This window comes from Bordetella bronchiseptica, from assembly GCF_900636925.1.
GTDB lineage: Bacteria > Pseudomonadota > Gammaproteobacteria > Burkholderiales > Burkholderiaceae_B > Bordetella > Bordetella pertussis.
In genome coordinates, this window is sequence record NZ_LR134326.1 from 1,069,816 (window position 1) to 1,092,199 (window position 22,384).

Annotated in this window: 21 protein-coding genes and 2 tRNA genes; 6 read left to right on the top strand and 17 right to left on the bottom strand. The window is 66.7% G+C overall.

The annotated features are described in order from the left end of the window. Positions 1-9 precede the first annotated feature (9 nt). On the bottom strand, positions 10-393 hold the full coding sequence (locus EL288_RS05060; protein ID WP_003814185.1) for a thioredoxin family protein: 384 nt from the start codon (positions 391-393) through the stop codon (positions 10-12). A 61-nt stretch (positions 394-454) separates the two neighbouring features. On the opposite strand from EL288_RS05060, the gene EL288_RS05065 reads away from it, so the two are divergent. From EL288_RS05065 to dnt, 4 genes are all read left to right on the top strand, one after another. Further along, positions 455-1,255, top strand: a complete 801-nt coding sequence (locus tag EL288_RS05065) for an EI24 domain-containing protein (protein WP_003814183.1) — start codon at positions 455-457, stop codon at positions 1,253-1,255. A gap of 53 nt (positions 1,256-1,308) precedes the next feature. Continuing rightward, entirely contained in the window at positions 1,309-2,121 is an 813-nt protein-coding gene (locus tag EL288_RS05070) for a competence/damage-inducible protein A (RefSeq protein WP_003814179.1), read from the top strand. Positions 2,122-2,279: 158 nt separating this feature from the next. Continuing rightward, positions 2,280-3,128: an IclR family transcriptional regulator gene (locus EL288_RS05075; RefSeq protein WP_003814178.1), complete on the top strand. Its 849-nt coding sequence runs from the start codon at positions 2,280-2,282 to the stop codon at positions 3,126-3,128. A 200-nt stretch (positions 3,129-3,328) separates the two neighbouring features. Further along, positions 3,329-7,723 (top strand): dermonecrotic toxin, encoded by a 4,395-nt coding sequence (dnt, locus tag EL288_RS05080; RefSeq protein ID WP_033459082.1) that lies wholly within the window; start codon positions 3,329-3,331, stop codon positions 7,721-7,723. Positions 7,724-7,816: 93 nt separating this feature from the next. Here dnt and EL288_RS05085 read toward each other — a convergent pair whose 3' ends face one another. Beyond that, a complete protein-coding gene (locus tag EL288_RS05085; RefSeq protein ID WP_003814174.1) occupies positions 7,817-8,794 on the bottom strand; it encodes a tripartite tricarboxylate transporter substrate binding protein BugD in 978 nt (325 codons plus the stop codon). A gap of 385 nt (positions 8,795-9,179) precedes the next feature. Between EL288_RS05085 and phaP the strand changes: the two genes are divergently transcribed. After that, positions 9,180-9,758 (top strand): TIGR01841 family phasin, encoded by a 579-nt coding sequence (phaP, locus tag EL288_RS05090; RefSeq protein ID WP_003814172.1) that lies wholly within the window; start codon positions 9,180-9,182, stop codon positions 9,756-9,758. 147 nt (positions 9,759-9,905) lie between these two features. Here the strand turns inward: phaP and EL288_RS05095 are convergent, their stop codons facing one another. Genes EL288_RS05095 through EL288_RS05115 form a run of 5 tightly spaced genes read right to left on the bottom strand, consistent with a single transcriptional unit; the run spans position 9,906 to position 13,998 of the window. Further along, entirely contained in the window at positions 9,906-10,955 is a 1,050-nt protein-coding gene (locus tag EL288_RS05095; protein WP_003814170.1) for a quinone-dependent dihydroorotate dehydrogenase, read from the bottom strand. Positions 10,956-10,995: 40 nt separating this feature from the next. After that, a complete protein-coding gene (locus EL288_RS05100) occupies positions 10,996-11,730 on the bottom strand; it encodes an arginyltransferase (RefSeq protein ID WP_003820991.1) in 735 nt (244 codons plus the stop codon). Positions 11,731-11,757: 27 nt separating this feature from the next. After that, positions 11,758-12,522: a leucyl/phenylalanyl-tRNA--protein transferase gene (gene aat / locus EL288_RS05105; RefSeq protein WP_003814164.1), complete on the bottom strand. Its 765-nt coding sequence runs from the start codon at positions 12,520-12,522 to the stop codon at positions 11,758-11,760. Positions 12,523-12,526: 4 nt separating this feature from the next. Beyond that, entirely contained in the window at positions 12,527-13,108 is a 582-nt protein-coding gene (locus tag EL288_RS05110; RefSeq protein WP_003814161.1) for an NUDIX hydrolase, read from the bottom strand. Next, the gene (locus EL288_RS05115; protein WP_003814158.1) at positions 13,105-13,998 is read right to left on the bottom strand and encodes a LysR family transcriptional regulator; all 894 of its coding nucleotides are present in this window, start codon (positions 13,996-13,998) and stop codon (positions 13,105-13,107) included. The genes EL288_RS05110 and EL288_RS05115 overlap by 4 nt, the downstream gene beginning before the upstream one ends. A 133-nt stretch (positions 13,999-14,131) precedes the next feature. Here EL288_RS05115 and EL288_RS05120 point away from each other — a divergent pair, with 133 nt between their 5' ends. Further along, positions 14,132-14,533 carry a DoxX family protein gene (locus EL288_RS05120; RefSeq protein ID WP_003820995.1) on the top strand — a complete coding sequence of 134 codons (402 nt, stop codon included), beginning with the start codon at positions 14,132-14,134 and terminating at the stop codon, positions 14,531-14,533. 17 nt (positions 14,534-14,550) lie between these two features. Here EL288_RS05120 and EL288_RS05125 read toward each other — a convergent pair whose 3' ends face one another. From EL288_RS05125 to EL288_RS05170, 10 genes are all read right to left on the bottom strand, one after another. Beyond that, positions 14,551-15,153, bottom strand: coding sequence for a DUF2946 family protein (locus EL288_RS05125; protein ID WP_010927005.1), 603 nt, complete (start codon positions 15,151-15,153; stop codon positions 14,551-14,553). 57 nt (positions 15,154-15,210) lie between these two features. Further along, on the bottom strand, positions 15,211-15,594 hold the full coding sequence (locus EL288_RS05130) for a membrane protein (protein WP_003814152.1): 384 nt from the start codon (positions 15,592-15,594) through the stop codon (positions 15,211-15,213). Between the two features lie 113 nt (positions 15,595-15,707). Then, a tRNA-Cys gene (locus EL288_RS05135) sits at positions 15,708-15,781 on the bottom strand. Positions 15,782-15,841: 60 nt separating this feature from the next. Then, positions 15,842-15,917: transfer RNA gene (locus EL288_RS05140), tRNA-Gly, on the bottom strand. A 122-nt stretch (positions 15,918-16,039) separates the two neighbouring features. After that, the gene (locus tag EL288_RS05145) at positions 16,040-16,648 is read right to left on the bottom strand and encodes a LysE family translocator (RefSeq protein WP_010929111.1); all 609 of its coding nucleotides are present in this window, start codon (positions 16,646-16,648) and stop codon (positions 16,040-16,042) included. Between the two features lie 74 nt (positions 16,649-16,722). Beyond that, on the bottom strand, positions 16,723-17,496 hold the full coding sequence (gene modA / locus EL288_RS05150; RefSeq protein ID WP_003814148.1) for a molybdate ABC transporter substrate-binding protein: 774 nt from the start codon (positions 17,494-17,496) through the stop codon (positions 16,723-16,725). Between the two features lie 132 nt (positions 17,497-17,628). Next, positions 17,629-18,639 carry a tripartite tricarboxylate transporter substrate binding protein gene (locus tag EL288_RS05155; RefSeq protein WP_003814146.1) on the bottom strand — a complete coding sequence of 337 codons (1,011 nt, stop codon included), beginning with the start codon at positions 18,637-18,639 and terminating at the stop codon, positions 17,629-17,631. Between the two features lie 49 nt (positions 18,640-18,688). Beyond that, positions 18,689-20,446, bottom strand: a complete 1,758-nt coding sequence (locus tag EL288_RS05160) for a gamma-glutamyltransferase family protein (protein WP_033459084.1) — start codon at positions 20,444-20,446, stop codon at positions 18,689-18,691. A gap of 54 nt (positions 20,447-20,500) precedes the next feature. Further along, complete coding sequence (locus EL288_RS05165; protein ID WP_003814142.1) at positions 20,501-20,842, bottom strand: cupin domain-containing protein; 342 nt, start codon at positions 20,840-20,842, stop codon at positions 20,501-20,503. 13 nt (positions 20,843-20,855) lie between these two features. Beyond that, complete coding sequence (locus tag EL288_RS05170) at positions 20,856-22,295, bottom strand: FAD-dependent oxidoreductase (protein ID WP_033459086.1); 1,440 nt, start codon at positions 22,293-22,295, stop codon at positions 20,856-20,858. Positions 22,296-22,384 lie beyond the last annotated feature (89 nt).

The following is a 22,384-nucleotide window of genomic DNA, read 5'->3' on the forward strand; positions in this document are numbered from 1 at the left end:
GGCGCCGCTTCAGGCTGCGGCCAGCAGCCGCGCCACGTCGGGCAGGCCGGTTGCCACGGGTCTGCCTTGCGGATCCAGGCTGTCGAGCAGGCGCTCCAGATGGCCGATATGCGGCAGCATCGGGCCATAGAACAGCACCTTGCCATGCGCCTGCACCAGCAGCGTCGGGAAGTTCTCGACGTCTTCCTCGCCCAGCAGGTCCGGGTGGTCCTCGATGTCGATCCACGCAAAGGTATGTCCCGGCCGAGCCCGCGCCAGCTCCAGCAGCTTGGGCCGGTATTGCTGGCAGGTATCGCACCAGGCGGCGCAGAAGCAGGCAACCAGCCAGGCGTCGGAGCGCGCCAGGGCGGCGCGCAGGGTGGGGATGTCGGAACCAGGTACGTGTAGCGGCATTGTGGGCAAATCGCAGCGTGTTTGACTATCATAGCCGGCATATCCGTTCTCCGGCCGCGCCATGACTGTACCCCGTCCCGAATCGATCATCCCGCCCGCCGGCAACGCCGCCACGGGCGCCGCCGGCATCGCGCGGGCCTTCAAGCGGGCGCTGGTATCGCAGTGCCATCCCAACATGCTGTTCGCGGTGCTGCTGCCGTTCCTGATCGCGCTGCTGGGCGCCATCCTGTTGCTGTGGCTGTTCTGGACGCCCCTGAACGAGTGGCTGCGCTTCGAGGCATCGCAGTGGCAGGCCATCAACCAGGTCGACGACTGGATGGTCGCGGCGGGGCTGTTCTCGCTCAAGATCTACCTGGTGCCCGTCATCGCGGCGGCGATCCTGCTGCCGATCTCCGGCATCCTGGGCCTGGCCATCGCGGCGGTGTTCGTCATGCCGCTGGTGCTGCGGCATGTCGGCGGCCGGGAATATGCCGGCCTGGCCCGCCAGGGCAGGAACGCCACGGCGGTCAGCGTCTGGAACGCGCTATGGGTCAGCCTGGCGTTCGGCGCCGGCTGGTTGTTGACGCTGCCCTTCTGGCTGATCCCGCCCATGGCGGTGATCCTGTCGGTGTTCTGGTGGGCGTTCGCCTTCACCCGCATGCTGCGCCTGGATGCCATCGTCGAACACGCCAGCCCGGCCGAACGCGCCATCCTGCTCAAGCGCCACAACAGCGGGTTCTGGCTGATCGGACTGGTCTGTTCGCTGCTCAACCTGCTGCCGCCGGCCTGGATCATCCTGCCCGTGTTCTCGGGGCTGGTGTATGCGCACTATGGCCTGGACGCCCTGCAGCGCCTGCGCCAGGAACGCACGATCGACGTCTAGCGCATTGCCCTGCACGCCCCCCGGGGGGGGCTCATTTTTTCCGGAAACCAGACATGGCAGCCGAATCCGCCCGCCGCATCGGGCTCATCATCGTAGGCGACGAGATCCTCTCCGGCCGTCGCCAGGACAAGCATTTTTCCAAGGTGGTCGAACTGCTGGGCGCACGCGGCCTGAAGCTGTCCTGGGCCGAACTCCTGCCCGACGATCGCGCCACGCTGGCGGCCGTCTTGCGGCGCAGCTTCGCCAGCGGCGATATCGTCTTTTCGTGTGGCGGCATCGGCGGCACGCCCGACGATCACACGCGCCAGGCCGCGGCCGAGGCGCTGGACCTGCCGCTGGCCCTGCATCCCGAGGCCGAACAGGCGATCGCGCTGCGCGCGGCCGAAATGGCCGCCAAGGGGCAGGGTACGGCCGACATGGGCACGCCGGAAAACCAGCAGCGCCTGCAGATGGGAATGTTCCCGCGAGGCTGCGAGATCGTGCCCAACCCGTACAACCGCATTCCTGGCTTCTTCGTGCGCGACCATACGTTCGTGCCGGGCTTTCCCGTGATGGCCTGGCCCATGCTGGAATGGACCCTGGATACCCGCTACCGCGCGTTGCATCACCAGGTGCGGCATGCCGAACATTCGTTCCTGGTGTTCGACATGCCCGAGTCGCGCATCACGCCGGCCATGGTGGAAATCGAGCAGCGCTGGCCGGGCGTGCGCGCCTTCAGCCTGCCCAGCGTGGGCGAGACGGGCGGGCCATCGCATATCGACCTGGGCGTCAAGGGCGAACCCGAGGCGGCGGCGCAAGCCTTGGCCTTCCTGCGCGCCGAGGTGGTGCGCCTGGGCGGAAAACTGGCTCCGCCAGCTCAAAACTGACGATGAGTTGACGCCATGCTGACGTTCTGCTGAAAAATAGGGGGCGAGAAAAATAGCGGTTGCCAAACGGCTTTATAGATTTCACAATACGATAAATCTGCTCCTTGTTGCGGTGCCGCATCGGCGCCGCCCCGGGGCGGCATCTATCCGCAACCACTATGTCCCGTATTCCGAACGCTACAGCCAGGGGGCCGGGGTCTCACTCCGACGACGGCGCCGGCCAGCATCCCATCGCCATCCAGGTGATCGACCGCGCCATGCGCCTGCTCGATGCGCTCGCGGCCCAGCCCGAACCCGTCACGCTCAAGGAACTGTCGGCCACTACCGGCCTGCATGCCTCCACCGCGCACCGCATTCTCAATGACCTGGTGGTAGGGCGCTATGTCGAGCGGGTCGACAACGGCCTGTACCAGCTGGGCATGCGCCTGCTGGAGCTCGGTTCGCTGGTCAAGGGGCGGCTGAATGTGCGCGAGGCGGCCATCGGCGCCATGCGTTCGCTGCACAAGCAGACCGGGCAGACGATCAACCTGTCGGTCCAGCAAGGCGACGAAATCGTCTATATCGACCGGGCCTGGAGCGAGCGCTCCGGCATGCAGGTGGTGCGCGCCATCGGCGGGCGGGCGCCCCTGCACCTGACCTCCACCGGCAAACTGTTCCTGTCCACCTACGATACGCGGCTGGTGCGCGCCTATGCGCTGCGTACCGGGTTGGCCGGGCACACCCGCAACAGCCTGACCGAGCTCGACCGCCTCGAGCGCGAGCTGGCCCTGGTGCGCCGGCACGGCTACGCGCGCGACAACGAAGAGCTGGAACTGGGCGTACGCTGCATCGCCGCCGGCATCTACGACGACACCGGCAAGCTGGTCGCGGGCCTGTCCATCTCGGCCCCGGCCGAGCGCCTGCAGGACGAATGGATACGCCTGCTGGTCGATGCCGCCGCCAGCATTTCCGAGGCGCTCGGCTACGAGCCCGGCGTCAACGGGATCCACGCGCCAGCGGCTGCCTGAGTCCGGCCTGGCCTGGCGATAAGGCGGTGCGTGCAGGCGTGGCTGCGATCGCACCGTAACCGTTGGTGCGGCGTCCTGATCTCCGGAGCGTTCGGCTGGGAGATGGCTGCGCATCCGATGGGCCGGTTCTTGTGTGTTTGCTAGCCTGACTAACAGGCGACCTGGGGTCGTTTCCGGTTTCCGGTCAGGGGCAAACAAACGTGGATAAAGATGAATCGGCATTGCGGCAACTTGTCGACATGGCGCTTGTAGGCTACGACGGCGTGGTGGAAGAGTTGCTGGCGCTGCCCTCGGAAGAGTCCGGGGATCTTGCGGGTGGACGGGCCAAACGAGAGAAGGCCGAATTCGCGCTGTTTAGCGAAGCGCCCAACGGGGATGAACCCATCGGCCAGGATGCTCGTACATGGTTCTATTATCCCAAGTACCGCCCGGTGGCGGTTTCCAATTTGAAGAAAATGCAGGTGGCGATTCGTGCTCGTCTCGAGCCTGAGTCATTGATCCTGCAGTGGTTGATCGCACTCGATGTCTATCTCGGCGTGTTGATCGCCGCCTTGTCCCGCACTGCGATCAGCGACCTGGTATTCGAGTATGTCAAGGCGCGCTACGAGATCTACTACCTACTGAATCGCGTGCCGCATCCGCTGGCGGCGGCGTACCTCAAGCGCCGCCGCCAGCGTCCGGTGGATCGTTCGGGACGTCTGGGCTCGGTGTTCGAACACCCGCTATGGTTCGCCTACGACGAATTGGCCGGCACCGTCGATCTGGATGCCGACATCTACGAGCAGGCGCTCGCCGAAAGCATCGAACGCCGCATGGACGGAGAGCCGGACGACGGCAGTCTGGATACCGCCGAACACGACGTATGGCGTTTGTGCCGCGACGGCATCAATCGGGGCGAGCAGGCGATTTTCCAGGCATCCGGCCCATATGGCGTGGTCGCGGATGCAGGGTATATGCGCACCGTTGCCGATCTGGCGTATGCCGATGCATTGGCGGATTGCCTGCATGCCCAACTGCGCATCCGGGCGCAAGGCTCGGTCGATAGCCCGGGAGACGAGATGCCACGCAAACTTGATGCGTGGGAAATCGCCAAGTTTCATCTGGCCGCGACCCAGCAGGCGCGGGTTGATCTGCTCGAGGCGGCGTTCGCGCTCGACTACGCCGCCTTGCGCGATGTGCGCGTCTACGGCGATTACCGCAATGCGCTGGCTCTTCGGTTCATCAAGCGCGAGGCCTTGCGGTTGCTGGGGGCGCGGCGCGGCAACGCCTCTACGATGCCGGCGGTTGCGGCTGGCGAGTACGACGAAATCGTGGCCAGTGGAGCAGCCAATGACGCGGCTTATGTATCCATGGCCGCCGCGTTGATCGCGGGCGTGCTCTGCGATCTCGAGAGCGCGCAGCGCACGTTGCCCGTCGTATTGGCCAGGTTTCGGCCCCTTGGCGTGCTTGCGCGATTCAGAAGGCTGGAGCAGGAAACCGCGGGCATGCTGCTTGGCGACCAGGAGCCGGAGCCTCGGGGCTTCATCAGTTTTACCGATTTTCGCGATAGCGACGCGTTCGCCAGCTACGCGGAGTATGCGGCCCAGTTCAACGACTATATCGATCAATACAGCATACTCGAGGCGCAGCGGCTGGCGCGGATTCTGGCCCTGGGCTCGCGGATGACGGTCGATCAATGGTGCCTTCCCCTGCAGAAAGTACGGCACTACAAGGTGCTGACATCGCAGCCAGGGCTGATCGCGCGTGGAATCGAAAATCACAACAGGGGCATTGAATATTGCCTGGGGCGGCCGCCGCTGACCGATCTGCCGGGTCTTTTCACCATGTTCCAGCTCCATGATTCCAGCTGGCTGTTGGTATCGAACATCAACGGTGAGCTTTGGTCTGATGTCCTTGCGAACGCTGAGGTGATGCAGAATCCTACGCTGGCCGCCCTTGCCGAGCCGCAAGGCCGCTTTCGAACCGGCCGTCGAACGGGCGGGTGGTTTCTCGGCGGCCCCGCGACTGAAGGGCCAAGTCTGCGCGACAACTACCTCCTCAAATTGAGGCGGAGCAATCCGGGGCTGGATGTCAAGAAATGCTGGTATTTCGGGTATCGGCAAGAGTACAGGCTGCCCGCAGGCGCGCTGGGTGTGCCGCTATTCGCTGTTTCCGTTGCCCTGAGGCACAGTCTGGACGACCTCGCGGCGCACGCGAAGTCCGCTTTGTACAAACCCAGCGAATGGCAGAAGTTCGCCTTCTGGATCGTGCCGTTCTACCGGGAAATATTCTTTTCGACCCAGGATCGTTCCTATCGGGTCGATGTGGGGAGCATCGTCTTTGATTCGATTTCCTTGCTTGCCTCGGTGTTCAGCATAGGAGGGAAGTTGGGTAGTTTCACCCGTACCCAGTATGGCAACCTGCGCAATTTCGTGGTGCGGCAACGCATCGCGGGGTTGAGCGGGCAGCGCTTGTGGCGTTCGGTGCTCAAGGAGCTTCCGGCATTGATCGGAGCCAGCGGGTTGCGCCTGTCGCGTTCGCTGCTCGTCGATCTGTATGAGATCTTCGAGCCCGTGCCGATCCGTCGGCTTGTCGCGGGATTCGTGAGCGCCACTACGGTCGGCGGGCGTAACCAGGCCTTCCTGCGGCAGGCATTCTCCGCTGCCAGTTCCTCGGCCGGGCGCACGGGGGGCCAATTGGCAAGCGAATGGCGGATGGCCGGCGTGGACGCCACCGGTTTGGTCGAGTCCACGTCCGGCGGCAGGTTTGAGGGCATCTACACGCGCGGCTTGGGACCGTTGAGCGAGCGCACCGAGTACTTCATCGTCGAATCCGGGAATGCCTACAGAGTCATCTGGGATGCATACACGCATGGTTGGCGCGTGGTCAACGGGCGCTTGCCGCCGAGGCTGACCTATACCGTTCCGGTTCGGCTGAACGGGCAAGGCCACTGGGAGACGCATCTGGATGTCCCTGGCCGGGGTGGGGCGCCGGAAATCTTCGGACGCATCCGCACGCGTAATCTGGTCGCCCTTGCCGCCGAGCAGGCCGCGCCGATGCGCCGCCTGCTCAACCAGGCGAGGCGTGTGGCGCTCAGGCATATCGATACCTGCAGGAGCAGGCTTGCGTCGCCGCGCGCTGAATCTGATATGGACGCGGCGATCCGGATTTTCTTCGGCGAGCCGGACGCCGGCCTTCGCCAGCGCATCGGGCGACGCCTGCAGGAGGTCAGGGCCTATATCGGCGATCTGAGTCCGGTCAATGACGTGCTGTACCGGGCGGGATATGACCTCGACGATGTCGCAACGCTGTTTAACGCAGTGGACCGGAACACGTCGCTGGGCAGGCAGGCTCGGATGGAGTTGTATCTGGATGCCATTGTCGATTTGCATGCCAGGCTCGGCTATGAAAATGCGCGTTTTGTCGACCTGATGGCGTTCCACCTGCTCAGCCTGGGCCATGCCGCGACGGCCAGTGAGGTCGTGGAGGCCGTTTCGCCCCGGCTGCTGGGCAATGTGTTCGATATCTCGAACGTCGCCCAGCTCGAACGCGGTATCGGGAATCCCGCCAGCACCGGTCTTTTCGTCATGCTGGGCGCCTATTCGGAATCGTCGCCCGCGATATTCCAGTCGTTCGTGAACGATATATTTCCCGCATGGCGACAGGCTTCCGGCGGGGGGGCGCTGGTATGGAACTTCGGTCCTGCCGCCATCAGCCCGACGCGCCTGGATTACGCAAATACCGATATCGGATTGCTCAACCATGGGGATATTTCCCCGCTGCGCGCCAGGCCGCCATTGGGCGGCAGGCGCGACATCGATCTTCCTCCGGGGCTGGATATTTCGTTCGTGCGTTACGACCGCCCGGTGCGCATGTCCGCGCCGCGTGCGCTCGACGCCAGCGTCTTCAGGCCGGTCGACGGGCCTGTCCATGGCTATATTCAATCGTGGACGGGGGCTGAGATCGAATATGCGTACGGCGCGCCCGCAGCGGCACGCGAGGTCATGCTGACCGACAATGTGCGGATCATCAGCATCGAGAACGGCGATGAAGGGGCGATCGGGGTGCGCGTGAGGCTCGACACTGTTCCCGTCGCGACGCCGCTCATCCTGACTGGCGGCTCCTTGAGCGGGTGCACGACGATGGTTGGGGTCAAGGAGGGCTACCTGGCCTTCTACCACACTGGCAAGTCGACCGAACTCGGGGATTGGGCGACTGCGCGCGAAGGCGTACAGGCGCTTTACCAGGCCCATTTGGCGATGGGGTACGCGCCGATCTCAATCCCGGCGCCGATGCGCAATGACGACTTGGTCAGCATCGCCGCGACCTACGACCGGGCGGTCATTGCCTATCTGGGCAAGGATGTGCCGGGAGGCGGCAGTACGCGCATAACGCGTCACGATGCGGGGGCGGGCAGTGTGGTTTCGTTCGACTACAACGCAGCAGTCCAGGCGTCGGCCGTTCCCCGCCTCGGCCAGGTATACGTTCTGATTTCCAACGACGGACAAGGGGCGCGAGCCGTCCTGCTGGCGGAGGATCTGGCCTGGGCAGGCAGCGGCAGTGCCTTGGATGTGTTGAACGAACGATTGGTGACGTTGTTTCCGGCGCCGGTCTGAATCGCATTGCGCGAAACGGCGGGCGCGCAGGCCTCGCCCGATCGGCCGGCCGGGCCGCGCGATGCGCGGCCCGGCCGCATTGGGACGCGGCCTTTATTGCTTTTCCACGCCCGCCTTCTTGAACAGCTCGGCCCATTGCGGCACCTGCTGCTTGACCTTGGCTTGCAGCGCCTCGGGGTTGGCCTCGTTGGTCAGCACCTCGGCGCCCAGCTGCTTCATGCGCTCCTGGAACTTGGGATCGGCCAGGCCGGCCTGCAGGCTCTTGACCAGCTTGTCGACCACCGGCTTGGGCGTGCCCTTGGGGGCCCACATGCCGTGCCAGATACCCACTTCGAAACCCTTGTAGCCGGACTCGTCCATGGTGGGCAGGTCGGGCAGGGTGGGCACGCGCTTGAGGCTGGTGACCGCGTAGGCCTTCACCTTGCCGCTGGTGATCTGCTGCGTGGTATTGGTGGTCTGGTCGCACATCAGGTCGACCTGCTTGCCCAGCAGATCGTTCATGGCCGGCGCCGTGCCCTTGTAGGGAATGGTCAGCAGGTTGACGCCCAGCGCCTCGACCAGCATGGTGCCGCACAAGTGGCTGGCCGCGCCGATGCCGGCATTGGCCAGTGAAATCTTGTCGGCGTTCTTCTTGACGTACTCGGCCAGTTCCTTGATGTTGTTGGGCGGGAAATCGCCGCGGGCAATGATGGTCATCGGCACGTCCACCACCAGGCCGATGGGCTCGAAGCTGGTGTAGGGCTCGTAGCCGGGGTTCTTGTACAGCGAGGGCGCGGTCGAGAAGCCGGCGTGCATGAGCAGGATCGAGTAGCCGTCGGGCTGGGCGCGCGCCACCTGGGTGGTGCCGATGGTGCCGCCGGCGCCGCCCTTGTTCTCGACCACGACGGTTTCGCCCAGGGTCGGCCGCATGGATTCGGCCAGCGAGCGGGCCACGTTGTCGGTAGGACCGCCTGCCGCGAACGGCACGACCATGTTCACGGGGCGCTCGGGATACTCCGCCAGGGCAGTGCCCGCGCCGGTCAGGGCGACGGCGGCGAACAGGGCCGAGAGCTTACGGGAAATGGGGGGCATGAGGTCTCCAATGCAGTTGGTATGGCTGCGGTTGATTCGGGCCGGGTTGGCCTTTCTTGTTATGTCTGACGGTCGATGAGGGTAATGCCGTCAGGCTGTCAGAAGTGTAGAAAACAATCGAAACAGCGTCATTGCGGGTATCCCCCAACCGGATTAATCCTGGCTGCAGAAAAAGGGGGACGCAGGTTGCGCCACGGGAGTCCGGCAAGCAATTGTTGCGACGCACAAAAAGTGCTTGACAAGACTTTTTAGGTCCGTAGAATGGCAATTGTGCAATGCAGCAAACGCGCCGGCGGTGAATTTTCCTACCAGATCCGCGCACGTTTTGTCGTCACAGACCGTCGTGAAATTTTCCGGCCCGGCCGGACCCTGACAGGAGATACCTATGAGCGCCATCCCCCAACAAGTTCTGGCCCGCCAGAAAGCCACCGTCAACTCGCTGGTCGCCGCGCAATCGGCCATGTTCGCCGGTTTCGAAAAGCTGGTCGACCTGAATCTGAAGGTCGTGCGCGCCACGCTGGACGAAGTCGCCCAGCAGTCGCAGCAAGCGGCTGAGCTGAAGGATCCGCAAGACGTTGCCTCGTTCACCAGCGGCCTGGTGCAGCCGGGCGCCGAAAAGGCGCTGGCCTATGGCAAGCATGTATACGACATCGTGGCCGGCGTGCAAGCCGAACTGGCCCAGCTGGCCGAGGCCCAGATCGCCGAAGGCCAACAGCAGCTGACCGAAGCGGTCGAGCAGTTCTCCAAGAACGCGCCCACCGGCTCGGAAAGCGCCGTGGCCCTGATCAAGTCGTCGCTGGCGACGGCCAACAGCGCCTACGATTCGCTGACCAAGGCTGCCAAGCAGGCCGCCGAAGTCGCCGAAAGCAACCTGAACGCCGCCGCCAATGCCTCTTTCAAGGCTGCCAGCGACGCCGCCGAGGTCGCGACCAAGGCCGCGGGCCGCAATCGCCGCGCCGCCTGATCGTACCAGGGGGCTGTTGCGACAGCCCATACTGTAGTACTGTTGAGTGACAGAGCAGAGCTGGAATTCGGGCCACCTTCGGGTGGCCTCTTTTTTTGCCCAAGGCAAAAAGCCCTCTTGGGGCCCATGCCCGCTCGGGATCCCGCCTCAGCGGCTGCCTTGGGCCAGTGCCCGCACGCATTCGCCGACCAGCGCCGGCCCGCGGTAGATCAGCCCGGTATACAGCTGCACCGCCTGGGCGCCGGCGGCCATTTTCTCGCTGGCCTGGCGGCCCGAGAGAATGCCTCCCACACCGATGATGGCCACCGCGTCGCCCAGGCGGCTGCGCAGCCGTTCGATGACACGCAGCGACAGTTCATGGACCGGCGCGCCCGATACGCCGCCGGCTTCCTCGGCGTGCGGCAGGCCTTGCACGGCATCGCGCGCCAGCGTGGTGTTGGTGGCGATGACGCCGTCGATGCCATGGCGCGGCAGGATCTCGGCGATGGCGTCGATCTGGTCGTCGCTCAGGTCAGGGGCGATCTTGACCGCCAGCGGCACGTGGCGCTGGTGCTGGTCGGCCAGCGCGAGGCGCCGCTCCTGCAGTTGCCCCAGCAGCGCCGACAGTTCGTCGCCGCCCTGCAGCGCGCGCAGGTTCTTGGTATTGGGGGAGGAAATGTTCACGGTCACGTAGTCGGCGTGCGGATAGACGCCGGCCAGGCCGATCAGGTAGTCCTCGGCCGCGCGTTCGATGGGCGTGTCGGCGTTCTTGCCGATGTTCAGGCCCAGGATCCCGCCCTGCGAGCGCCACTGGCTGCGCTGCACATTGGCGATGAAGGCATCCAGCCCCTGGTTGTTGAAGCCGAGGCGGTTGATCAGCGCGTTGGCGCGCGGCAGCCGGAACATGCGCGGCTTGGGGTTGCCGGGCTGGGCGCGCGGGGTGACGGTGCCTACTTCCACGAAGCCGAAGCCCAGGTTGCCCAGCGCGTCGATGTGGGCGCCATTCTTGTCCAGGCCGGCCGCCAGCCCCACCGGGTTGCGCAGCGACAGGCCCATCAGCGTGGCGGGCGCCTCGGGCTGGGCGTGCAGCAGCTTGCGGGTCAGGCCGCAGTCGTAGGCGCGCTGCAGCTGGGCAAGCGTGACTTCGTGCGCGGTTTCCGCGTCCATGGCGAACAGCGCCGGGCGGGCCAGGGGGTAGGCGTGGAAGAGGATAGACATGGGGCGGAATTGTAGATCGACTTTGCCGCCCCGCGCGTGCTCAGGGCGGCGTTTCGCGCCAGGCGCCGTCCACGTGCATCTGCAGCGGCCGGAAATTGGCCTTGTAGGCCATCTTGCGGCTGTCGGCGATCCAGTAGCCCAGGTACAGCCAGGGCAGGTCCAGCGTGCGGCACTGTTCGATCTGCCACAGGATGCTGTAGGTGCCCAGGCTGCCGGCCATGTCGGGGTCGTAGAAGGTGTAGACCGACGACAGGCCGTCGTCGAGCACGTCGATGATGGAGATCATGGCCAGCTGGCCCTGCGGCGTGCGGAATTCCACCAGGCGCGTGTTGACGCGCGTGGTCAGCAGGAACTGCGCATACTGGGTGCGGCTGTCTTCGTCCATGCCGCCGCCGGGGTGGCGCCCTTGCTGGTAGCGGGTGTACAGGTCGTAGTGCTCGGGGGACCAGGCCAGTTCGGCCACGAAGGCGCGCAGCGCCTGGTGGCTGCGCCAGGCGCGGCGCTGCGTGCGGTTGGGCTCGAAGCGGGCCGCATCGACGCGCACCGGCACGCAGGCGTGGCAATTGTCGCAATGGGGCCGGTAGGTGAACAGGCCGCTGCGGCGAAAGCCCTGTTCCACCAGTTGCGAGTACGTGCCGGCGTTGATCAGGTGCCCGGGCGCCGCCACCTGCGAACGCGCCTGCCTGCCTGGCAGGTAGCTGCAGGGGTAGGGGGCAGTGGCATAAAACTGCAGCGTGGAGAAGGGGAGTTCTTTTAGCTGGCTCATGTCGGGCATGCCGGCGTCTGGTCGCCGGCATGTGGCTTACATCATAACGCCGTTGGCCGGCGGCAGCGGATGCAGCATGCCGGCGCTGTCGAGCCGGCCGCTGCGCCACGGCAGGCGGGGTTGCGCGACGGCATGGGCGATGTGTTCGATGAAGCGCGCGCGCGGCACCGGACGCGCGCCCAGGCGCGCCAGGTGGCCGGTCTGCTGCTGGCAATCGATCCAGGCCACCTGGTGGCGGCGCAGGAAAGCCACCAGGTGCGCCAGGGCGATCTTGGAGGCGTCGGTGGCGCGCGCGAACATCGATTCGCCATAGAACATGCGCCCCAGGCTGACGCCGTACAGGCCGCCGGCCAGCTCGCCGTCTATCCAGGTTTCGATGCTGTGCACGAATCCCGCCGCATGCCAGCTGCGATAGGCTTGCTGGACGGCCGGGCTGATCCAGGTGCCGGGCTGGCCGTGGCGCGGCGCGGCGCACTCGTGCAGGACCCTGGCGAAGGCCGTGTCGACGCGCACCTGCAGGCGCGCGGCGGGGTCGTGTTCGGTGCGGGCCAAGGCGCGCAGGCGCTTGCGCAGCGAGTGCGAGGGCGCGAAGTCGGCGCATGCCAGCACCATGCGCGGGTCCGGGCTCCACCACAGGATGGGTTCGCCCTCCGCGTACCAGGGGAAAATGCCGTGCGCATAGGCCTGGGCCAGCCGTTCGGGCGACAGGTCGGCGCCCGCGGCCAGCAATCCGTCGGGATCGCGCAGCGCTTGTTCGACCGGGGGAAACGGCGTGTCGGCGGCCAGCCAGGGCAGTTTCAAGGGATCAGCGGTGCGATTCGAGGCTGTAGTGGTGGGTGGGGAATTCGCCCTTGCGCCGGTCTTCCAGATAGCGCCTGAGCGTGGTGACCACGGTGCGGAACGACAAATCGTCCCAGGGGATTTCCGCCTCGTCGAAATAGCGCGCCTCCAGGCTTTCCGGTCCGGGGTCCAGGCCCGGCCCGAGCGCCTCGGCCAGGTAGAAGAAGTGCACCTGCTCGACCTGCGGCACGTCGATCACCGTATACAGCTGGCCCAGCCGGATGCGGGCGCCCGATTCCTCGAGGGTTTCGCGTTCGGCGCCCTGGGCGGTGCTTTCGCCCAGCTCCATGAAGCCCGCCGGCAGCGTCCAGGTATCGTAGCGCGGCTCGATGGCGCGCCGGCACAGCAGGATGCGGTTCTCCCAGACGGGAACGGTGCCCACCACCATGCGAGGATTCTGGTAATGAATGGCGCCGCAGCGGTCACAGATGTCGCGGGCGCGGTTGTCGCCCTCGGGCACGCGGTGATCGACCGGCGAGCCGCATTGGCTGCAAAAGCGCGCGCGGCGCGGCGCGGGGAAATACTGGAGGGACTGTTGGGCGCTCATGAACGCGATTCTAACGGTTGGCGCGCGCCGCCGAAGCGCTTTTCCAGGTGCTCGACGAACGAGCGGACCTTGGGCGACAGGAAACGCCGGTGGGGGTAGACGGCCATCATCGTGATGAGCGAATGGCGGTAGTCGGTCAGCAGCGCCGTGAGGCGGCCGGCGCGCAGGTCCTCGCCCACCAGGAATTCGGGCTGCAGGATGATGCCGTGGCCGGCCAGCGCGGCGGTGCGCAGCACATCGCCGTTATTGGCGCGGAAGGTGGCGTTGACGCGCACCACGTGGGTCTGGCCGTCCTTTTCGAAGTGCCAGTCGTTGCCGGTGCTGGCATAGGCATAGTGCAGGCAGCGATGGCGGCGCAGGTCCTCCGGTTGCGCAGGCGCGCCGTAGCGTTCGAGATAGGCCGGGGCGGCGCAGGCCACCAGCTGCTGCGGCGCCAGCGGCCGGGCCACCAGCGAGGAGTCGACCAGCGGGCCGATGCGCACCGCCACGTCGTATCCTTCCTCCACCAGGTCGACGACCCGGTCGTTGAGATCCAGGTCGATGACCACTTCGGGGTAGCGCAGCAGGTAGTCGGCGATGGCCGGGCCCAGGTGCAGTACGCCGAACGACACCGGCGCGCTGATGCGCAGCCGTCCGGCAGGCTGGCTGCCCTGGGCCTGCAAGGCCAGGTCGAGCTCGGCCAGTTCGGCCAGCACCGGCCGGATGCGGTCGTAGAACGCCCGTCCTGCGTCGGTCAGGCTCAGCTTGCGCGTGGTGCGGTTGAGCAGCCGTACCCCGTACTTCCGCTCGAGAAAGGCGACCTGGCGCGTCACCACCGAGCGGGCCTGGTCCGTCTTGTCGGCGGCCGCGGCGAACGAGCCGAGTTCTACCACCCGGGCGAAGGTCTGCATGGCAGTGTGCGTGTCCACTATTGTTCCTGCTTTGACAACAATGATTTGCTATTTTGCATGTTTATCTTCATTTCGGGAATCGAGACAATGCCCGGGCTTGGCGCGCCGTCCGGCGCGCCCATTGGAGAAAGACATGATCGATTCCCGTACGGCTCCCTATGCCGTCCTGTTGCTGAGACTGGCGCTGGGCGTGATGTACCTGGCCCATGGCCTGACCAAGCTGCTCGTGTTCACGCTGCCCGGCACGGCCCAGTTCTTTGCCAAGGTGGGGTTTGCCGGCTGGCTGGCCTATCCCGTGACGTACTTCGAGATCGTTGGCGGGGTGCTGCTGATCCTGGGTATCTACCCGCGCTGGGTTGCGGCCATTGCCGCCGTGCAATTGCTGGCTGCCGCCACGGTGCACGCGGGCAATGGCTGGGCGTTCGGCAATCCGGGCGGGGGCTGGGAGTATCCGGTTTTCCTGGCGGTCGGTGCCGCGGCGCTGGCGCTGCTGGGCAATGGCAAGGCCGCGCTCCTGCCGCGTCCGCGCGCCTGAGGACGGCGCGGCAGGCCCTAGGCGGGCTTGGCCGGGTTGGCCACGAAGCCCAGGCGGCGCGCGACATCGCCGCTGGCCACGCCATGCAGCGGCGCGGCGTTCGGCCAGGCAGGGTGCGACACCATGAGGGGCGGCCGGCCCGGTTCGGGCCAGCCTGTTTCCAGCACGTCGGCCAGCGCCTGGCCGTCCACGTGCAACTGCGCCAGCAGCGGCGCCAGTTCGCGGTCTTCGACCAGCCCGGGGCCCGCCGCCGTGGATGCGTACAGGCGCCCCTCGTCGTCCAGCCACCACTGCCGCACGGCGGTGACGGCCTGGCCGGTATGGGTCTGCAGGCCGGAGAATTCGTCGGCGCGGCGCAGGATCAGCGGCGCCGCATCCAGGCGCACATACACACGCTGCGGGCCGTTCTGGAAAAACCAGTTGCCCTGCGCATCGCATTCGTAGTTGCGGCCGATGAAGGCGAGGATCTGCGGGCTGGTGATGGACTCTCCCGGGGCGCCGCGCGCCGCGTCGCCTTGCGGATGCAGGTGCCAGCGGCCGCGGGCGTCCAGCGACAGCCAGCCGTACACTGCCGGCACGTCGGGCCAGCGGGCCAAAGCGTCTTTTACCAGTTGATCCATAGCGCCACGGGACGGATTCCGGCCGCCATTATAGGCAAGCGCGTGCGCCGGGCCGCGCTACGGCCGGATCACGATGGGCGGCGCGCTGATGATGATGGCAGGGTTGGCGGGGATCATCGGCACCATGGCTGGCTGCGCATAGCCATAGTCATAGCCGGACCGGTAGCCCGGGCATTTGCGCTTTTCGCGGTACTCGCCGTTGCGTTTCCACTTGCGCTCGACCTTGCACGCGCCGTCCCAGTATTTTTCCTTGTATTCGCGGCGCGGGCGGTAATCGTCATCGTCGTCATCGTCGTCGGCGCGCGCCATCATGGGCGCGCAGGCCAGGGTCAGCGCAACCAGCGCCAGCAGCAGGCGGGCTCCGTGGCGCGCCGACGGACGGGGAAAATGCAGGGTAGGCATGGGCGTGCGGACGTAATTGCGACGGCCACACGTTAGCAACGCGCGCGCAAATCTTGGGTACGCAGAGGTAGGGAAGGGTAACCAGATGCGCAGGGCGCCAAACCCGCATCCTGGAACAAGAAGGCCCGCGACGCGGCGGGCCTTGAAGTGTTTGGAGGCGCAAGCCGGAATCGAACCGACGTACACGGATTTGCAATCCGCTGCATAACCACTCTGCCATTGCGCCGGCAGGCTACAAGAAAAAAGGAAGCACGGCAGGTAACCGCTAGCTTCCCTTTTTGGTGTTTGGAGCGGGAAACGAGTCTCGAACTCGCGACCTCAACCTTGGCAAGGTTGCGCTCTACCAACTGAGCTATTCCCGCATGGGTACTGCTTAAGGCCAAGCAACGCAGAAGTCTCCCGTCTGGAAAATTCCCACATGCTGCTCAACGAAGAAAAAAATTATACACGATTTCGGCTGTCGGGTTCAAGTCGCAGGCGGCGCTTACGTGCCGGGCAGGGCGATCCCCATGGCGGCGAACATGCCGCCGCAGGTCTTGTTGAAACGCCGGCCGGCCCGCTGCAGGAAGGGCCTGACCTTGTGGGCCGCGCGCGCCAGTCCGTACTCGACCACGAATTCCATGGCGGCGAAGGTGGCGGCCATGACGGCGAATTGGGTAGCCAGGCTGCGCGCCGGGTCGATGAACTGCGGCAGGAACGCGCCAAAGAAAAGCAGGGCCTTGGGATTGGAGACGGCGGCCAGCAGGCCCTGGCAGAACAGGCGCGCGCCGCGCGCCGACGACGATCCGGCCGGCGCCTGCAATGGCACGGCCGGTGCGCGCCACAACTGGATGCCCAGGTAGACGAGGTAGGCGCCGCCGATCCATTTCAGCAGGATCAGCGCCGGCGACCAGGCCTTGAGCAGGGCGCTGATGCCCAGCATGGACAGGCCGATTACCAGCGTGAAGCCGAGCGCGCCGCCGGTAATGGTGCAAAGCGCCTTGCGGTGGCCATGCATCGCGCCGTGCGTGAGGGCCAGCAGCGTATTGGGGCCGGGCGTCAGCGACAGCCCGATGACGGCGATCAGGTAAAGCAGCCAGGTATGCAGTGACATGGATGGAGGCGGAGAAAGGTGGAGAGCCCGGTGTCGGTGCTCCACAGTGTAGCCGCGGCCGCGGGCCTGGCCGATCAGAGCGATTCGGAGAACAGCTGGTAGCGGTAGCCGTGGGAGATCAGGATGGAGCCGGCCTTGGGGCCCCTGAGGTAGAACAGGAACGAACGCGCCACGGGATTGTCGCGTCCGGGCTTCAGGATGACGGCCTGCTGTTCGATCGGATCGTAGAGCGTTTGCGGAATCAGCCATGCCGACCCGCGCTGGAGTTTCCCGTTGGCGTAGACCTGGGACAGCGTCACGATCCCCAGGTCGGCGCCGCCGGCCGTGACGAATTGGCGCGACTGCGCGAGGTCGTGGCGTTCGACCAGCTTGTCCTCGACTGCCTTGGCGAGGCCCAGGTTGTCCAGTACCTGCGCCGCCGGCCGGCCATAGACCCGGTTGGGGCTGGCGACCGACAGGCGCTGGAATTGGTTGCGCCTGAGCACCTGCCCCTGGTCGTCGACGTAGTCCTTGAACGGCGACCACAGGACCAGTACGTTCTGGGCATAGGTGTGGCGCGTCCCGGGCACGACCCGGTCGAGAGCCTCGAGTTCGCTCAGCGCCGCCTTGTTGTTCGGCAACAGCACGTCGAAATCCGCGCCCTCGGCGATCTGCCGCAGGAAGGCGCTGGTGGGCGCCACGGTGTAATGCACCTTGTTGCCCGTGTCCTTTTCGAAACTGGCGGCGACCAGGCGTATCGGTTCGGCAAGTTTGGTCGCCACGGCCACGCGCACCTCGCCGGCCGAGGCCTGGCCGGCCAGCAAGGCGGCTGCAAGCAGCGCCGCGCCTGGGATGCGGGGGTATTCCATGGTGGTGCCAGCAGACGGTCCATGCGTCGCGGAGAACGAATAGCGCTGGAACTTAGCACGTATTCGTGTCCATGGACACCAATGGGCCGGGCTGCGGGGCTTGCGGCCCGCACCCGGTAGCCACCCGCAAGCCTAGTTCAGCGATGCGCCCGACTCGGCGACGACTTTCTGCCACTTCGCGAGTTCCTTGTCGATGTGCGCCTGGAACTGCGCCGGCGTGCTGCCCACCGGCGTGGCGCCGATGGCGGTCAGCTGCTTGACGACCTCGGGCTGCTTGAGGACCTGGGCGATCTCGCCGCTGAGCCGTTCGACGATGGGGGCGGGCGTCTTGGCCGGCACCGAAATGCCGTGCCACGCCACCGCCTCGTAGCCGGGCACGCCGGCCTCGGCCACGGTCGGCACGTCCGGCAGCACCGGGCTGCGGCGGCTGCTGGTGACCGCCAGCGCCCGCACCGCGCCGGCCTGTACCTGCGGCAGGGCCGAGGGAATGTTGTCGAACATCAGCTGCACGCGGCCGCCGCGCAGGTCGGTCATCGCGGGCGCGCTGCCCTTGTAGGGAACGTGCAGGATGTTGACGCCCGCCATGGTCTTGAACAGTTCGGTGGCCAGGTGGGTGGAGGTGCCCGTGCCCGCCGATGCGTACGTCAGCGCCTTGGGGTCTTTCTTGGCCAGCGCGATGACCTGGGCGATCGAGTTGACCGGCACGTCCGGGCCGGTGATGACCACGTTGGGCAGTTCCACCAGCTGGGTCACCGGCTCGAAGGCCTGCTTGAAGTCGAACGGCAGATCCTTGTACAGGCTTTCGTTGATGGCGTTGGCGGTGGTCGAGAACAGCAGCGTATAGCCATCCGGAAGCGCCGAGGCGACCATCTGCGAGCCGATGTTGCCGCCCGCGCCGGGTTTGTTCTCGACGATCACCGATTGGCCCAGGCGAGCGCCCAGGTGCTGCGCGACGATGCGCGCCACCATGTCGGTCGCGCCGCCCGGCGTGTAGGGCACGATCAGCCGCACCGGCTTGGACGGATAGGTGTCGGCGCTGGCGGCGCCGGCGGGCAGCAGGGCCGCCCCGAGCATGGCCGAGGCGCAGGCCAGGCGGGCTTTGCGGCCGAATGCGCCGAGCAGGTAGCGGGAAATGACAGTCATGGAGTCTCCTTGTCGTTGTATGCGAGGGGTGTCTTGTGACGGGGGGCGCCTACCAGCCCAGCGCGTAGGCGGCCGCGCGCCGCGGGTCGGCGCCGGCCTGGTAGATGCCTTGTTCGAGATCGGCGTCGATGGCGCAGACGCCGCCGGCGCGCCAGAGCCAATCGGGCCAGCGCTGCATGTCGTGTCCGAGCGCGGCCAGGGTCTGCTCGGTCTGCGCCGAGATGCGTCCTTCCACGCTCAGGCGGCCGGGGTAGTACGCGTGCGGCGCGAACGAGTCGGGATGGCTATAGGAAATGAAACGCGGCGCTTCGATCGCCGTCTGCGGATCCATGCCGAACAGCGTGATGTTCAGCAGCACCTGCAGCATGGCCTGCACCTGGCTGTCGCCGCCGGGGCTGCCCAGCGGCAGGATGCGCTTGCCGCGCTGGATGGCCATGGCGGGGTTGGGCGTGAGCCGCGGACGCTTGCCCGGGGCCAGGCTGGCCGGATGGCTGGCATCGGCGCGCGACTGGGACCCGCGCGAGGACGGACACAGCCCGGTGCCGGGAATCACGATCGTGTCGCTCGACACATCGCTGGGCGTGGCCGAGAAGGCGTTGCCGTAGCGGTCGACCACGCACACGTACGAGGTATCCAGCGGGGGATCGATCTCGCGCGAAATATTGCCGTGGATGGCGCGCAGCGTTTCGTACCCCGCGATCTCGCCGCACGGCGGCATTTCGGGCCAGGCGCGGTCGGCTCGCACCAGTTGCGCGCGCTGCCGCGCGTAGGCGTCCGACAGCAGCGTCTGCGCGGGCACGTCGATGAAGCGCGGGTCGGCGTAATAGTGCTCGCGATCGGCGAAAGTCAGCTTCAGCGCTTCGGCCACGTGATGGATGTAGCGCGTGCTGTTGTGCCCCATCTCCTTGAGGTCGAACGACTTCAGGATGTTCAGGGCCTGCAGCAGGGCCGGGCCCTGGCACCAGAAGTTGCACGCATAGACGTCCATGTCGCCGTAGCGCGTGCTGAGCGGGGCCTCGATGGTCGGCGCGTAGCCGGCCAGGTCGGCGGCGGTGAGCAGGCCGCCGTTCTCCTGGTGGAACGCGACGATCTTGCTGGCGATGTCGCCCTGGTAGAACGCATCGCGGGCGGCCTGCAGCTTGCGTACGCGCGAGCCGGCGGTCGCGGTCTCCTGGTCCGCCATGTATTGCAGGCTGGCGGCCAGATCGCTTTGCACGAAGCGCTCGCCCACGCGCGGCGGCCGTCCGCCGGGCAGGTAGATGGCGGCGTTGGACGGCCAGCGGCGGTACTTGGCCTCGGCTTCCTGCAGGCGGTCCGCCAGGAACGGGTACATGATGAAGCCTTCGCGCGCGAAGCGGATCGCGTATTGCGCGACCTCGGCGAAACTGCGCGTGCCGTAGCGCTGCAGGGCGGTGATCCAGGCCCCGGGCGCGGCCGGAATGACCGTGCGCAGCAGGCCTTCCGGCACCACGCCGCCGAACTCGCGTTCGAATCGTTCGCACGAGGCCGCGGCCGGCCAGCTGCCCAGCCCGTCTATGGTGATGACCCGGTCTTCCGCGGCCAGGTAGATCATCATGGGCGCGACGCCCGCGATGTTGACCTGGTCGCTGTGCACCACGCCCAGCACCAGGCCGGCCGCCACGCCGGCGTCCACGGCGTTGCCGCCCGATTCGAGAATCTGGAACGCGGCGTGCGAGGCGAGGTAGTGGCCGCTGGACACCGCATGACGATTCGCCGCGATGACGGGCCGGTGCGCGGTATAGGTGCTGGTGGCGGATTGGCCGGTAGCGAACGCGTCGACGGACATGGTGGTCTCCTCCGGAGTACGGGCCGCCCGGGCAAGGGCGGGCCCTGGTACGGCTTAGTCGATGATCAGGTAGCTCTTGCGCAGCGTCTCGCGCACATCCCAGACGCCATGGCAGTCGGCCGGGAAGTACACCGCGTCGCCGGCGCGGATTTCGATGGCTTCGCCGCCGTCGGGCGTGAAGTAGCAATGCCCGGCGATGAAGTGCGAGAACTCGCGCTGCATGATGGTGCGGCGGAAAAGGCCCGGCTGGCATTCCCAGATGCCGGCGGTCACCCCTTCCTGCGGCGCCAGCCCGACATCGGTGCTGCGGTCGGCGGCGACGGGCTGGCCCGGCACTGCCGTCTTGGGGGTGAAGGCGCCCGACGGCGCGGCATTGATGACGACGGGTTTTTTCATGTCATGGCCTCTATCAGGATTTGTCTTCCAGGCCCGCCGGCGCCAGGGTGGCGAGGCGGGTGTCCAGCCACGCGGGCTTGCGCCCGAGCGCTTCGTCGCGCTCCTTGCGCAATACCGCGTTGCGTACCAGCGTACCGCCCATGAAGCGTATGGGCTCGGGCGGGAACTTCCTGCACTCCCGCCCGACCAGGGCGGACTCGCTCCATTCATTCTTGCGGCCCAGCGCCAGCGAGGCCAGGATCTGTCCGCCCACCCAGCTCGGCGCGACGCCGTTGCCGCTCCAGCCGATGCCGTAGCAGATGTGGTCGGCGCCGCGCAGGCGGCCGAATACCGGCAGGCTGTCGTAGGTCCGGTCGATGGGGCCGGCCCAGGCCTGCGCGATCGCGACGTCGCGCAATTCGGGATAAGTGCGCCGGAAATCCGCCTCGGTCAGGGCTTCGGTGCCGGGATCGCGGCTGAACACCTGGCCGATGCGCCCGCCGCTCGACAGCGCGCCGCTGCCTTTGCCGAACACCAGGCGTCCGTCGCGCGTCTTGCGGTAATACCCCACCAGCAATTGCGAGTCGGTGATCGCTTCGTTGCCGCGCCAGCCCAGTTCCTGCAGGCGCTCGCCGATGGGTTCGGTGACGACGAGCGCGCTGTTGACGGGCGTGATCAGCGGCGCCAGTTCGGGAATGGCGGCGGCCCAGACGTTGTTGGCGAGGATGACCGTGCCGGCCCGCACCTCGGCCTCGTCCAGGCCGAGTACGGCGGGCGCGCCGGTGTGCAGGGTGCGCACCGCGCTGCCCTCGTACACCTCGATGCCGTCGTCCAGCGCGGCCTGCCGCAGGCCGCGCGCCAGCAGGGCAGGCTGGACGGTGGCCGTGGCCGTGTCGAATATGCCTTCCAGGTGTACCGGCGAGCCGGTGCGGCGCGCCAGCTCGTCCGGCGCCACGGCCGTGAAAGGCTGGTGTCCGACCCGCTCGCAGGCCTGCAGGGTGCTGGCCCAGGCCCCGCGCTGGGCCTCGGTGGTGGCTGTCCAGAACCAGCCGCCCCGCACGAAATGCGCGTCGACCCCGCGCGCCAGGCAGAACCGTTCGAGCTCGCCGATCGCGCGTTCCGAGGCCAGCGCCAGGCGCAGCGCCTCGTCGCGGCCCGCCATGGACAGCAGGGTGGATATCTTGGGCCACCATGACATGGCGAAACCGCCGTTGCGGCCGGACGCGCCGCCGCCGCACAGGTCGCGCTCCAGCACGATGACGCGGGCCGTTGGCTGCATGGCCTTGGCCGCCAGGGCCGTCCACAGGCCGACGAATCCGCCGCCGACGATGGCGATGTCCACGCTGTGGCGGCCACGCAGGCCTTGCGGCGCGGACTCTTGCGGCACGGCTTGCTTGAACCAGTAGCTGCGCGCCAATGCGGGCAGGGCGGCGCGCCGGTCTAGCTGCAAGGTCTGATTCGTTGACGCGCGCATGGCCTCTCTCTGAGTGCGGGCCGCCGGGATGGCGGCCGTGATGTTCGGATTATACCTACATGTTTTCTGTAGGCATATATATTTTCTGT